Origin of the sequence: Candidatus Nitrosopumilus sediminis, assembly GCF_000299395.1 — an archaeon.
GTDB lineage: Archaea > Thermoproteota > Nitrososphaeria > Nitrososphaerales > Nitrosopumilaceae > Nitrosopumilus > Nitrosopumilus sediminis.
In genome coordinates this window covers 1,069,523-1,082,743 of record NC_018656.1, presented here as the reverse complement: position 1 = coordinate 1,082,743, position 13,221 = coordinate 1,069,523, and the positions used below count along the sequence as shown (strand labels likewise).

Below are 13,221 nucleotides of genomic sequence, written 5' to 3'. Positions count from 1 at the left end.
ATGTTTGCAGTGCACTCATTCTAAACCTTTGAAATGACTATTCTACTGATATTCTAATTTTTTGTCCGTCAATATCATCTTCTTTGTATTCTTTACAAGAATCTGTAAAATTGACTTGCTTTACTCTAACTAAAAATGCCAAATCTTCTGCTTTCTCTTTCATCATTTCAAGTGATTCTTCATCTAATTCTAAAATTGATGCTACATCTAAAACATCAGTTGGTGTATATCCTCTTTCTTTTCTTAGAGTCTGCAGTCTTCTGGCAATATCTTTTACTAATCCTCTTGCCATCATCTCTCTGTTTCTTGATGTTGAGATTAGAACTGTGTAGTTATCTCTTTTTGCAACTGCAAAATTTTCACTTGCATCAAAGTCTATGATGAAATCTTCATTATCTAATGAAATTATTTCCCCGTCAATTTTAAAATCATATTTGGATTCTTTTTGCAACGCTGAAATTATTTCTTCTGGATCTGTTTCGTTAAATGTTGAAACTAATTTGCCCATGTGTTGTTTTGCTTTTGGTCCGATCCTTTTTCTTTCCAACTCTACAATTCCTTTAACTGGCAATCCTAATTGTTTTAATTCCAAAATCTGTTCTAGTCCTGATCCTTTTTCGGTTTCAACAATGCTGAATTTTTCAACATTGAGTTGTGATTGTAATAGTTCTGATAATGATTCCAGCTTTGCTTTTTGTCCTTTTTTCACACAAATCTTAGCCTCATTTAATGGCCATCGCCTCTTTAGCTTTCCTTTCATTCTTGCTGCAGATGAAATGGATACAACGTCTTTCATGATGTCAAATGATTCTTCAATCTCTTCATTGACTAGTGATTCTTGATATGAAGGCCATTTGTCAAGTAGGATGCTTGGCTTTCCTTGGAATACTGTTTGATAGAGATGCTCACTTGTAAATGGGCAAAATGGGTGTATCAAAATATCTAATGTTTTGAGCACCTCGCTGAGAACTGCATAGATTGACAATCTCCTGTTTTTCTTTTCCTCACCCTCGTCCCATAATTCCCCTCTCGTAATTGGAATGTATATCTGACTTAGATTGTTTATTATGAAATCATCAATTGCTTTTGCACCTTCATGGAATTTACATGTCTGGTTTTTTTCAGTTAGAGTTTGAATTAATTTTTGAAGTTTGGATAATAACCAAATGTCTGGTGATGTTAGTAGATTGTTTTTCTTTGCCCATTCTATTGTGTTTGTTTGATCAAAATTGTCATATTGACTATTCTGTTGAAAGTACAGATGTAGATTGAATAGTGTGTTGATTACTTGATATGGTCTTGACATGAGCTCGTCTGTACTGAAACTTAGTGGCTCAATTGGACTTGCTTTCCACATGAAATAGAATCTTATCAGATCTGCTGGATATTTTTGAAGTAGTTCTGCCCCTTCTATGACGTTTCCTTTGCTTTTACTCATCTTTCCCCCTTTCTCATCTAGAACATGGCCTTGAAACAAGAATGCTTTGTATGGGGGTATTGGCGCATTATTCAGAATTACATTTTCGATAAGCAGGGTATATGCCCATCCTCTAGTTTGATCAATGCCTTCTGTAAAAAACGGTGCTGGAATTTCTTTCTTGTATTCTTCATCAGTCAATGATGAATATGGTGCAGAACCACTGTTGTGCCATGTATCTAACACATATTCTTCTCTTTTTGTATTGACACTGCTACATTTTTTACATTTTATCGTAATGTTGTCAATCCATGGTCTGTGTAATTCAAAATTAGGTCCATCTGGTAATTTGTCTGCTGATTCTACAATGTCTTTTCTTGTAAAAAACCAGTTTTTTTCACCACAGTCTTCACAATTCCAAACTGGTAATGGGCATCCCCAAATCCTTTCTCTGGAAATACACCATGGGTGCCTTTCTTTGATGATTCCGAGAAATCTATTTTTTGGCTGCTCAAAAAAATACTCTACGCTTTCTGCAGCATCAATTGCTTTGTTTTCTAGTCTGTCTAATTTGTAAAACCAACCCCTTCTTGCAAGCCATACAATTGGATGGTGTGATCTCCAACAGAGTGGATATTTGTGTTTGATTTTACCAATCTTCACTAATGCATTATGTTCTTTGAGATCTTCTACAATTGGTCTATCTGCATCTCTTACAAACATCCCTTGGTATTTGCCTGCTTTCTCTGTGAATTTTACCTCGTCATCAATGGGGCTGAAAATTTTGACTTTGCGCTTATTTGCAATTTTGATGTCTTCCTCACCATTTGCAGGGGATAAGTGTACTAATCCACTACCAGTACTTGCATCTACAAATGTCTCAGATACTGCAATATGATAATTATCTAGCTTTGATATTTCATTTAGCTCTGGAATTAAATCTAATAACGGATGAATGTATTTTTTCCCTTCAAATTCAGAACCTTTTACAAATTTTTCAATTTCATATTTTTCAATTTTTAATTCTGTCATGAATTCTTCCAATCTGGTTTTTCCAACTATCCATGTTTCGCTTTCTACTTTGACACATGCATAATCTTCTTCAGGCTGTAATCCTACCATTGCATCTGTAACAAGAGTAAAAGGCATAGTAGTCCATACAATCAAAAATGCATCTTCATTGACTAGTTTGACCTTGTAGTACAGTGATGGATCTTTTACTTCTTCATATCCTTGATTTACTTCTGCATGACTAAGTGATGTTTGGCAACTTGGGCAATATGCAATAACTGTAAAATCTTCCTCTAGAATTTTGTTCTCGTATGCTTTTTTGAGTACTTGCCATTCTCTTTCAATAAATTCATCTCTAAAAGTCCAGTATGCTTTCTCATGATTAAATGACATCCCTAACAATTCGTCAACTTCTACCCATGTCTTGTTGAATTTCTCAACGACTTTTTTGCATTCTGATACTATTCTCTCAATGCCAAATTCTTTGATGGCCTCTGTCTTCCCTCCTGAAACTCCAAGCTCTTTTTCAACTTGCAATTCTACAGGGAGTCCTTGCGTATCCCATCCTCCATTGAATTCAATTTTTTTACCTTGAAGTGTATTGAATCTGTACCACAAATCTTTGATGACTCTGCCTCTTAGATGACCTGCATGTGGAATCCCATTCATTGTTGGTGGCCCTTCTATGAATCGAATTTTTTCAGGTTTATCTGATGCAAAAATTTGTTTTTCTAAATTAATGGATTTGATGTATTCCTTTACTTGAGATTCTATTGCTTTTGCGTCAAATTTGGTGGAAAGTTCCATCTGGATTTTGGTATGTTTGTGGCATTATAAAGCTAAATTGATTTTTTGAGACTTGGATTATATAATTGGGTGAAAGATAATTTTTGTTGGTAAATGTCTTAGTGGTAGGTTCTGGTGGCCGAGAACATGCATTGTCTTGGAAATTGTCCCAAAGCAGCAAAGTTGATACTGTTTTTACAGCACCTGGAAATGGGGGCACTCAAAACAATGTTTCTATTAATGTCGATGATTTGGATGGCCTAGCTGATTTTGCTCAAAAAAATAATTGTTTTACTGTAGTTGGACCTGAAGATCCTCTTGCCGCAGGAATTGTTGATAAATTCAACAAACTCAATCTCCCTATTTTTGGACCTTCTCAAAAAGCAGCTCAACTTGAATCCAGTAAGATTTGGGCAAAAAATTTCATGAAACGAAATGAAATCCCTACTGCCCGTTTTGAAATATTTGATGATGCTCAAAAAGCTCAAGAATATGTGAAATCCCTTGATTACAATGTAGTTGTAAAGGCAGATGGCCTGGCAGCTGGAAAAGGAGTGATTGTGTGCGATAGCAATGATGAGGCTTTGGCTGCAATCCAGACAATACTTGTAAAAAAGACATTTGGTGATGCTGGAAATCGGATAATTATTGAAGAAAGGATTGATGGGGTAGAGGCATCATACATCGCTCTGTCTGATGGCGATGTTGCAATCCCTATGGCTTCTAGCCAAGATCATAAGAGAATTTTTGACAATGATGAAGGTCCTAACACTGGTGGTATGGGCGCATATTCTCCAACTCCTATAATTGATGATGATTTGGCAAAAATCATACAAGAACAAATTATTGAAAAAACAATCCTCGCAATGAAAAATGAGGGAATTTTGTTTAAAGGGTTTTTGTACGCCGGTATTATGATTAGAGATGGAAAACCATATGTTTTAGAATACAATGTTCGAATGGGTGATCCTGAATGCCAACCAATTACCATGAGGATGGATTTTGATTTATATGATTATTTTGCTGCAAGTGTAGATGGCCGATTGTCTTCTTTGCCTCCAGCTTCTTGGAAATCCCAATTTGCAGTATGTGTTGTTTTAGCATCTAAAGGATATCCAGAATCTTATTCAAAAAATGATGAAATTTCTGGATTTGATTCTATTCCAAAAGGGTCTTTTGTTTTTCATGCTGGCACAAAAAAATCTGACGGTAAAATTTTTTCAAACGGTGGACGCGTTTTGGGTGTCACCGCATTAGGTGATACTCTAAGATCTGCAATTGCAAATGCATATTCTGCAACTCAGAAAATCACATGGTCTCAAAAATATTACAGACGTGATATTGGAAAAAAAGGATTGTCTTATCTCTGAGTTTGCAGAATCTGATCTTCAGTAACAATCCAATCAATTAGCACATCATGCTCTGATTTTGGAATGTTTTTGATGATTTGTTTTTCCAATGTAAGTGAAATTGTTGCAGTTTTGTTTTTTGCCAAAAATTTGTCATAAAATCCATGACCATATCCTAATCTTACTCCTGTAGGGGATATTGCAACTGTTGGAACCAAAATCACATCTAGATTGTTATTTACTGGACAGTCGTCTTTTGGCTCCATTATGTCAAAACTGCCATGTTCCAGGCTTGAAAAACTGCTAATTTTTCTAAATTCCATGGAATCTCCTATGACTTTTGGCAAAAACACCTCTTTTCCCTGACTGAGTAATTCTTGGATGATGTCTTGTGTAAATATCTCACTTCCTATTGGATAGTATGCTCCTATTTTTTGAGCATCTCTGAACGCAAAAATTTTCTTTAATTTTTTTTGTATCTTTCCACTTGCAATTTTCATTAAATCAAAAGATGTGTTGTCTCTTTTTTCTAAAAGAAGATTTCGAAGTGATTCTTTTTCGGGATTATTGTCCAATTTGACTACTCAATGATGCTGCAGTGATGGTGTTTTTTAATAGCATTGCAACTGTCATAGGCCCAACTCCCCCAGGAACTGGAGTTGCAAAAGATGCTTTTTTAATAATCTCGTCATAATTTGAATCTCCTACTAGTTTTTCTTGGAATCTTGAAATTGCGACATCAATCACAATTGCTCCTTCTTTGATCATTTCGGGCGTTAATGTGAATTTATTTCTGTCTCCCACTGCTGTGATAATGATATCTGCTGACTGACATAATTCAATTAAATTTTTGGTCTTAGAATGACAAGTTAGTACTGTTGCATTTTTTTCTAACAATAAATGATATAGTGGTTTTCCTACTAAGTTACTTCTGTTAATTAGTGCAACATTTTTTCCTTCCAAATCAATATTGTGATAATTAAACATCTCCATGACTCCTGATGGAGTGCATGCTACCAATGCTGCCTTTTTCATTGCAAGCAATCCTACATTATGTGGAGTTAAACCATCCACATCCTTTAATGGTGATATTCTTGATATGATTGCAAATTCATCTAATTGCTTTGGTAGTGGGAGCTGTACTAGAATTCCATGAATTGAATTATCTGAATTTAATTCGTCAATAATTTTTGTTAATTCTGACTGTGTGATGTTGGCATCAAGTTTATGATCTTTGGTGACTATTCCAACCTCTTCACAAGCCTTGTGCTTATTTCTTACATATGTGGCAGAAGCTGGATTGTCTCCTACCAAGACTGTGGCCAAACATGGAGAAATTCCCTGATTCTTCAATTCTACTACAGCTTTTTTGACTCTGTCTTTGACTGATTGAGCAATAATTTTGCCATCGATTCTGACCCCTACCATGCTCTGGTTCTGCTTTGTAGATATTTAATTCTTGGAATTTATGTTGAAAATCTAGGAAAAGAAATTAAATGGTTGTTTTTCAAGTCATGTCATGTTTGTAATGATTGCAGATATTCAACTCAAAGATGGCGTTGAAGAAGATTTCAAAAGCTGGTTTGCTGAATCAAACAAAGTTTTGTCTAAATTTCCTGGATTTATCTCAAGAAAATTTCTAAAATCCTCTGATGGTAGCTACAGGATTCTTGTAGAGCATGAGAGTAAAGAGACTTTTATCAAAATGCACCAAAGTCCAGAGCATGAGAAAATTCATCCAACTGGACATTCTTTTATGAGTGCAGATCCTCAAAGAAAAACATACACTGTAGCTGCTGAATAAAATTGAAGATAGAGTATGATTTAGATACATACCTTGAAAAAATAAAAAACAATAATTCTTACTTTGATACTTTTATCAATAAAGATAGTTTAGCTACAGGTATTTTGTTTCTAAAACCTGGTGAAGAAGATACACAAACTCCTCATGATAGTGATGAAGTATATTTTATCATTTCTGGTGACGGATATTTAAAAATCAAAAACAAAGATTACAAAGTATCAAAAGATAAATTATTTTTTGTTGCAAAAGATGTAGAACATTTTTTTCATGGGAACACAAAAGAGCTTAAGGTATTGTATTTTTTTGGTGGCCATGATTCCTAACTGATTATAGTTCTTCTTCCAGATATTTTGATTTTCTTTCTCGCAAAAAGATTCACTGCTTCAGGGTAAATTCTGTGCTCTTCTTTTAGAATTCTTTTTGAGAGGGATTCTTCTGTATCTTTTTCATCAACTTTCACAACAGCTTGGATGATTACTGGCCCTGTGTCCATCCCTGCATCCACAAAATGCACTGAGCATCCTGAGACTTTGGCCCCATATTCCAATGCCTGTTTTTGTGAATTTAATCCAGGAAATGCGGGTAGCAAGGCTGGATGGATGTTGATTATTCTGTTCTTGTATTTTTTTACAAATTCTGGACTGATTATTCTCATAAATCCTGCAAGACACACAAGACCATTTTTTGGGGTTACCCCATATTTTGTTAGGGCTGAAATGATTTTTTTATCATATTCTGCTCTGCTACCTTTGAATCCTTTACTCTCAATAACTTCGATTTTAACTCCTAATTTTTCTGCAATTTTTAGGCCCTTTGCATCTTGTTTATTAGAAATAACTACTGCTGGGTTGATTGGAATTTTCTTCTTCTTAATTGCCTTTAAGATAGATTCCATGTTGCTCCCGCGACCTGAGATTAGAATTCCTAGATTTAGCAACTAGTCAATACTAGATCAAACCTGCAATTTATATCAAATCCAAATAATTTGATTTTCATTGCCTAGCAAAGTCAGGATGACAAAAAACGGAATCCTGTGTGAGGTTGATGATAAACGAGTTTTATTGGATCCAAAAAATGGTGATGTTACCGGAATCAATTTTGTATCTCATGCCCATTCTGATCACCTTCCTTCAAAAAATGGAGGTACCATCCTATCTTCCATTGAGACCAATGAGATAGCTAATTTACGTGGTTTTAAGATGGAAAATCATATCGAATCACACGATGATTTTTCTTTAATTAACAGTGGACACATTCTTGGTTCAAAAGGTCTTCTTTTTGATGATGTCTTCTATACTGGTGATGTATGTACTAGAGATCGTGGGTTTCTCAAAGGGGCAAAAATTCCAAAATGCAAAACACTCATCACTGAATGCACATTTGGATTACCTGAATTTGTTTTCCCAAAACTTGATGATACTCTAAAACAAGTAAACGAATTGATTTCTGAACTTTACGGGAAAGGGGTCCCTGTGATTTTGATGGGATACCAGTTAGGAAAAGCACAAACTATTACTCAGTTTTTTGGTCACTGGGGACCTCTATACCTTCATGATTCTGTAAAAGATATGAATTCTTTACATCGCAAATTTGGTGTGCCTCTCAAAGATGGAATTGGACACACTGAGGCTGAAAAAAAAGGGTTGTTAGAAAAAAAGCCTTGGATTATGGTTGCTCCGATGCTATCAAGTAAAAACAAATTTGTTCAAGATATGAAATTGAAATACGGTGCTGTAACAATTGGATTTAGCGGATGGGCACAATCGACAAAATACTCTTTTGGACGGCGTACTGACTACTCCATTCCCATGAGTGATCATTGCGATTACAATGAATTAATTGATTTGGTGATCCAATCCGGAGCAGAACAAGTATACACTATACATGGTTTTGTAGATGAATTTGCAGAAGATTTGAGAAAACGTGGTATTGGTGCACAACCTTTGCTTGAAAATTCATTAGATAATTTTACTTAGTAAATTCATTGCATTCACAATTTTCAACTAAACAGGTTTCTGCATTTCTAATATGGTCATGAGAGAAATGTTTGCATTTTTCGTTTTTACAAATTCTCCTCTGAGCTTCTTTTTGTACTACTGACTGGGCAATATCGTTTGCTTTGTCTTTTGAGTATCCTTTTTTATCAATATAGAAATGAACTACTCTGTTGTAGAGCCTTTCTGGGTTGAATTGTTTTTCTAGCAATATTGTCTCTTCCTGTTTCCTCTTCTAAAACTTGATCCCTCATGACAGTCACATTTGCAATACTGGTCATTACAAAATCCATGATTATTTTTTATCATATTGCAAGTGGGCAATTATAATATTTGAAGGACTCTTCTTTTTGACTAATCATTTGTTCAGTTAAAACTGAAAAAATTGATATTTTTACACATGATTTTTTAAAAATTTACTTTAGAATTACGCCTATGTCCATCAAATTCGTGTGCGTTGCATGTGTGATGATATTTCCTTTTTGTTTTTGAAAAAATCGTCCTGAATCGCTGTTTTTGAGAAATTCTTTCATTGTGTCTAAATCTATTTTGACGTTTTCAGTAATTGCACCTGCAAAAACGGAATTACCATCGATTCCATCTGTCCCAGCTGACGCAATAACCATTTTTTGTAATTTTTGAGTATTTTTTAATAATCTTAAAACTAATTCTTGATTCCTTCCTCCCATTCCTTTTCCTAAAACTTTGACTGTTGGCTCTCCTCCAAATATGATGCATGTTTTTTCACTAGTTGAAATTTCATCAAGAATTTTTGTAACCACTTCTTTAATGTCTCCGAAAACATGCATTATGTTAACGGTATACCCAATCTCTTCAGCTTTTGTTTTCATGGCTTTTAGACAATCATCATTATTGGCAATTACATAATTTTCGATTTTAGATCTTTTTGGGGTTTCATCTTTTTTCTGATTCATTCTATTTTCTAATAATCTTAAAACTTCATCTGGCATTTTCCATCTTATTTTATATTTATCAATAATTCCTAATGCATCTGCATACGTTGTATCATCCATGTATGTAGTTCCTGATGCAATAGATGAAAGATCATCTCCTTCGACATCTGACATCACTAGACTTACTCCATGACATTTCATATTCTCCACAAGCTTGCCTCCTTTGATCTTGGATAGGTGCTTTCTAATACAATTGAACTCTTGTATCGTTGCTCCTGATTTTAACAGAACATTTGTGACATGCACTTTGTCATCCAAAGTGATATCATCTGGCATTGCTAGTAATGATGAGCCCCCTCCTGATACTAGAAAAATTATCAATTCGTCACTGCGCTTATTTTGAACAAACTTCATGACTTCTTTTGCTGCTTTTACACTTGTTGTATCTGGTTTTGGATGTCTGGAATTAAAAATCTGGAATTTCTTGCCTTTAATTACTGATTTTGAGCCTTTGGGGATTACTATAATTCCACTTTTAATTGGAATTATTGCATTTAATGCTCTGGTCATGGTATCTCCTGCCTTTCCAAATGCCACTGAATAGATGTTTGAATATTCCTCAAGATTGAATGATTTACCATTAATTTTGATTTCATTAGGAGTGACAAATTTTGGAATAATATTTTCTGGATTTGCTGCTTGAAATCCTGACTCTAAAATTTCCAAACAATCTTTTTTCTTGTCTGTAGTTGCCAAGTCATCAAAATTTTGAATAATCATACTGTCACTCAATAATGCAAGATATAATAATAATCAATGATGCCTTTCAGTTATGAATACAGTACGCATTCCAAAAGTTATCAACTTTGGAGAAAATGCACTTGGTGAAACAGAGTATCCAAAAAATGCCCTAATTGTCACAACAGTTCCTCCTGAACTTTCTGACAAATGGATTGCAAGAATGGGGATTAAAGATTACATGTTGTATGACCAAGTAAAACCTGAACCATCAATCGATGACGTCAATGCTGTTATTTCACAATTCAAAGACAAAGATCCATCATGTCTAATTGGACTTGGTGGTGGAAGTTCGATGGATGTAGTAAAATATGCTGCACCTGAGATGAAAAAAGAAAAAATCTTAATTCCAACTACATTTGGAACTGGAGCTGAAATGACAACTTATTGTGTTCTGAAATTTGATGGTAAAAAGAAATTGTTACGTGAAGACAGATTTCTAGCCGACATGGCAGTTGTAGATTCATACTTCTTAGAAGGAACTCCACAACAAGTCATAAACAATTCTGTCTGTGATGCATGTGCTCAAGCAACCGAAGGCTATGATAGCAAATTAGGCAATGACTTGACAAGAACTCTTTGTAAACAAGCATTTGAGATTCTATATGATGCAATTATGAATGACAAACCGGAAAACTATCCTTATGGATCAATGTTGTCTGGAATGGGATTTGGTAACTGCTCTACAACACTTGGACATGCATTGTCCTATGTGTTCTCAAATGAAGGAGTACCACATGGATATTCGTTGTCCTCTTGTACTACTGTTGCACACAAGCATAACAAGTCCATCTTTTATGATAGATTCAAAGAGGCAATGGAAAAACTAGGCTTTGATAAACTAGAACTCAAAGCTGATGTTTCAGAAGCTGCTGACACTGTAATGACTGATAGAGGTCATTTGGATCCAAACCCAATCCCAATATCCAAAGACGATGTTGTAAAGTGTCTTGAAGATATCAAAACAGGTAATTTGTAAAAAATTCAATATTTTTTACTTTTTTTCTATTTTCTTGATAAAGTGCGAAATTGGCAGCTTGCTGAAACTTTTTATTCTAATAATCTGACGTAAATGTACTTGGCAGATAAAAAAATCAAATTTGGAATTCAAAATGGCCTCAATGTTGCAAGAGCTGGCTACACTGAAGATCAAATTTTAACTGCATGTATGCTTGCTGATAAAACAGGTTATGATTCTATTTTCTATATGGATCATACAAATGTTCCACAATGGAAAAATGCTACTGTTTTAGACCCTTGGGTTATGTTATCTGCAATTGCAGCTGTTACTAATAATGTTGAATTGGGAACTTGTGTTACAGATGCAATTAGAAGACATCCTTCAAACATCGCACTAGCTGCAATTACTCTTGATAGGGTTTCAAAAGGTAGGGCGATTCTGGGAATTGGAGCAGGTGAAGCACAAAATCTAAAGGAATTTTGCATTCCATTTGAAAAACCAGTTTCTAAATGGGAAGAACAAATTGAAACTATTCACACATTATACCAATCAACTCCTGATAACACTGTAGATTACAAAGGAAAGTACTATCAACTTGAAGGTGCATGTTTACAAGCTCCTCCAATTAGAAAACCACGTCCACCAACTTACATGGCAGCTGGTGGTAAACGAACTCTTGCATTGACTGGAAAACTAGGCGATGGTTGGCTGCCAATTGGATATACTCCTGAATTATTTGAAGATCATAAAAAACAAATCGAAGTTTCAATGAATGAAAATAATAGAACTCAGGAAGAAAAAGACAACTTCGAATTTGCTTTAGATATCGATGTTTACTTCTCTGATGATGCAGAAGCATCATGGGCCAAGATGAAAGAAGCCGTTAAAGTAAGCCTATTCAAGCCTGAAATTTTAAGAGTCCATGGATTAAAAGAAATTGAAGGATTTGATTTCGTAAAATACTTTACAGAATATTCAATGTCTGATCAAAGTTGGATTGTAAAGATGAGAGAGGCTGCAACTAAAATCCCTGATGCCGTTGCACGTTCATCAACAGCTGTTGGTACTCCTGAAGATATGATTCCTACATTTGAAAGATTCATGGATGCAGGTGTAAACCACTTTGTGATTAGATTCTGGGGCAAGAATTACTTTGGGTCTATTGACAAATTCGCAAGTCATGTAATGCCTGCATTACGTGCTAAAGCTAAACAGTAAGAAATTTCGCTCTATAATACACAGCAAATCCTTTAGTATACTTGTCCTTACAAATTATTATGGATGATGACCTTCCAGAATCAGTAAAAAAATGTCTTGATATTTTAGAAGAGAATGTGGAAATTTTGGCAAATCTTGAATATGATCTAGATGATGAAAAAAATGATGAATTGACCCCTGATATGGAATTACACGACTTGTTTGATATGACTGAAGATGTTGCAGAATCTGCAAGGATAAAACGTGCAGAATCCAATTTTACGCGACGTCAAGCTGAAGACTCTTTATGATTTATGAGGCCTTTTCTTTTTAGTAAATGATTTTGCCCTGCGTTTGTTTTTCTGTTTTTCTAATCTTTTCCTAGTCCTCTCTGTTGCATTTGTTGAACCTTGAATAATTTTTGTCTTACTTCCATCTCTTAACATTATTTGTTTGCCCTTGAATCGAAATTCAACATCTCTACATTTGATATAATATTTTCTTAGACAAAAAAATATTCTATTGTTTGTTCCATGCATCTCTTTGATCTCTTTTGATTTTTTCAAGTCATTGAGTATATTTCGCAATAATCCCTTGTCGATATCAGTAATTCTGTGTAGTTCTCTAAACCAGATGAATTTTGAATCAGAACCCCATTCTTCTAAAAGATCTAGTGTTATCTTGGTGGCTTCTTCTCGCTCTTCATCTATTTCACTCATTTTCTTATTGTGAATTCATCCTAAATTTAGCAATTTACATTAATGAAGAATTTGGATGAAAAAAGTCAAGTTTTAGAATGTTGTTTATTTTTGATTATTTTTGTAATTCTATTCTATGGGTGTAAAATTCAAGGCTGAATGTAATGAATTAGAATGTAGAATTTTAGAAATCAAAGCAATGGCAAAAGAATTAGATGTTGAAGAATGATCTATCTTTTTGATTTTGCTTTTCTTTCCTTTATTCTTGATTTTGTTACTTTAACTGATTGCT

14 protein-coding genes are annotated in these 13,221 nt (G+C 34.5%); 7 read left to right on the top strand and 7 right to left on the bottom strand.

The window, feature by feature from the left end; genetic code table 11:
* Window positions 1-37: 37 nt before the first annotated feature.
* A complete protein-coding gene (gene ileS, locus NSED_RS06555; RefSeq protein ID WP_014965468.1) occupies window positions 38-3,235 on the bottom strand; it encodes an isoleucine--tRNA ligase in 3,198 nt (1,065 codons plus the stop codon).
* A gap of 86 nt (window positions 3,236-3,321) precedes the next feature.
* On the opposite strand from ileS, the gene purD reads away from it, so the two are divergent.
* The gene (gene purD / locus NSED_RS06550) at window positions 3,322-4,584 is read left to right on the top strand and encodes a phosphoribosylamine--glycine ligase (RefSeq protein WP_014965467.1); all 1,263 of its coding nucleotides are present in this window, start codon (window positions 3,322-3,324) and stop codon (window positions 4,582-4,584) included.
* Here purD and NSED_RS06545 read toward each other — a convergent pair.
* Entirely contained in the window at window positions 4,575-5,138 is a 564-nt protein-coding gene (locus NSED_RS06545) for a 5-formyltetrahydrofolate cyclo-ligase (RefSeq protein ID WP_014965466.1), read from the bottom strand. The two genes, purD and NSED_RS06545, sit on opposite strands and share 10 nt — an antisense overlap.
* Complete coding sequence (locus NSED_RS06540) at window positions 5,128-5,991, bottom strand: bifunctional 5,10-methylenetetrahydrofolate dehydrogenase/5,10-methenyltetrahydrofolate cyclohydrolase (RefSeq protein WP_014965465.1); 864 nt, start codon at window positions 5,989-5,991, stop codon at window positions 5,128-5,130. Before NSED_RS06540 ends, NSED_RS06545 begins: the two co-directional genes overlap by 11 nt.
* Window positions 5,992-6,082: 91 nt before the next feature.
* On the opposite strand from NSED_RS06540, the gene NSED_RS06535 reads away from it, so the two are divergent.
* Both NSED_RS06535 and NSED_RS06530 read left to right on the top strand, forming a co-directional pair.
* A complete protein-coding gene (locus NSED_RS06535; RefSeq protein WP_014965464.1) occupies window positions 6,083-6,367 on the top strand; it encodes an antibiotic biosynthesis monooxygenase family protein in 285 nt (94 codons plus the stop codon).
* A gap of 2 nt (window positions 6,368-6,369) precedes the next feature.
* Window positions 6,370-6,690: a cupin domain-containing protein gene (locus tag NSED_RS06530; RefSeq protein WP_014965463.1), complete on the top strand. Its 321-nt coding sequence runs from the start codon at window positions 6,370-6,372 to the stop codon at window positions 6,688-6,690.
* Here the strand turns inward: NSED_RS06530 and purN are convergent.
* Complete coding sequence (purN, locus tag NSED_RS06525) at window positions 6,687-7,304, bottom strand: phosphoribosylglycinamide formyltransferase (protein ID WP_016940267.1); 618 nt, start codon at window positions 7,302-7,304, stop codon at window positions 6,687-6,689. The two genes, NSED_RS06530 and purN, sit on opposite strands and share 4 nt — an antisense overlap.
* A gap of 76 nt (window positions 7,305-7,380) precedes the next feature.
* Here purN and NSED_RS06520 point away from each other — a divergent pair, with 76 nt between their 5' ends.
* A complete protein-coding gene (locus tag NSED_RS06520; protein ID WP_014965461.1) occupies window positions 7,381-8,343 on the top strand; it encodes an MBL fold metallo-hydrolase in 963 nt (320 codons plus the stop codon).
* Here NSED_RS06520 and NSED_RS06515 read toward each other — a convergent pair.
* Complete coding sequence (locus tag NSED_RS06515; protein WP_014965460.1) at window positions 8,336-8,572, bottom strand: hypothetical protein; 237 nt, start codon at window positions 8,570-8,572, stop codon at window positions 8,336-8,338. The two genes, NSED_RS06520 and NSED_RS06515, sit on opposite strands and share 8 nt — an antisense overlap.
* A gap of 205 nt (window positions 8,573-8,777) precedes the next feature.
* Entirely contained in the window at window positions 8,778-10,055 is a 1,278-nt protein-coding gene (locus NSED_RS06510; protein ID WP_014965459.1) for a glycerate kinase type-2 family protein, read from the bottom strand.
* A 52-nt stretch (window positions 10,056-10,107) separates the two neighbouring features.
* Here NSED_RS06510 and NSED_RS06505 point away from each other — a divergent pair, with 52 nt between their 5' ends.
* The 3 genes from NSED_RS06505 to NSED_RS06495 all read left to right on the top strand — a co-directional run bounded on the left by NSED_RS06505 (window position 10,108) and on the right by NSED_RS06495 (window position 12,542).
* Entirely contained in the window at window positions 10,108-11,052 is a 945-nt protein-coding gene (locus NSED_RS06505; protein WP_014965458.1) for an iron-containing alcohol dehydrogenase, read from the top strand.
* Between the two features lie 93 nt (window positions 11,053-11,145).
* Window positions 11,146-12,252: an LLM class flavin-dependent oxidoreductase gene (locus tag NSED_RS06500; protein ID WP_014965457.1), complete on the top strand. Its 1,107-nt coding sequence runs from the start codon at window positions 11,146-11,148 to the stop codon at window positions 12,250-12,252.
* A 59-nt stretch (window positions 12,253-12,311) separates the two neighbouring features.
* Entirely contained in the window at window positions 12,312-12,542 is a 231-nt protein-coding gene (locus NSED_RS06495; protein ID WP_014965456.1) for a hypothetical protein, read from the top strand.
* On the opposite strand, the gene NSED_RS06490 is transcribed toward NSED_RS06495, so the two are convergent.
* Window positions 12,537-12,950: a hypothetical protein gene (locus NSED_RS06490; RefSeq protein WP_014965455.1), complete on the bottom strand. Its 414-nt coding sequence runs from the start codon at window positions 12,948-12,950 to the stop codon at window positions 12,537-12,539. The genes NSED_RS06495 and NSED_RS06490 overlap by 6 nt on opposite strands.
* Window positions 12,951-13,221: the final 271 nt, after the last annotated feature.

Bases quoted from the DNA above. Each gene is read 5' to 3' on its own strand.
- ileS (WP_014965468.1), bottom strand. From the start codon at position 3,235: ATGGAACTTTCCACCAAATTTGACGCAAAAGCAATAGAATCTCAAGTA.
- NSED_RS06540 (WP_014965465.1), bottom strand. From the start codon at position 5,991: ATGGTAGGGGTCAGAATCGATGGCAAAATTATTGCTCAATCAGTCAAA.
- NSED_RS06535 (WP_014965464.1), top strand. From the start codon at position 6,083: ATGTTTGTAATGATTGCAGATATTCAACTCAAAGATGGCGTTGAAGAA.
- NSED_RS06520 (WP_014965461.1), top strand. From the start codon at position 7,381: ATGACAAAAAACGGAATCCTGTGTGAGGTTGATGATAAACGAGTTTTA.
- NSED_RS06510 (WP_014965459.1), bottom strand. From the start codon at position 10,055: ATGATTATTCAAAATTTTGATGACTTGGCAACTACAGACAAGAAAAAA.
- NSED_RS06505 (WP_014965458.1), top strand. From the start codon at position 10,108: ATGAATACAGTACGCATTCCAAAAGTTATCAACTTTGGAGAAAATGCA.
- NSED_RS06500 (WP_014965457.1), top strand. From the start codon at position 11,146: ATGTACTTGGCAGATAAAAAAATCAAATTTGGAATTCAAAATGGCCTC.
- NSED_RS06495 (WP_014965456.1), top strand. From the start codon at position 12,312: ATGGATGATGACCTTCCAGAATCAGTAAAAAAATGTCTTGATATTTTA.
- NSED_RS06490 (WP_014965455.1), bottom strand. From the start codon at position 12,950: ATGAGTGAAATAGATGAAGAGCGAGAAGAAGCCACCAAGATAACACTA.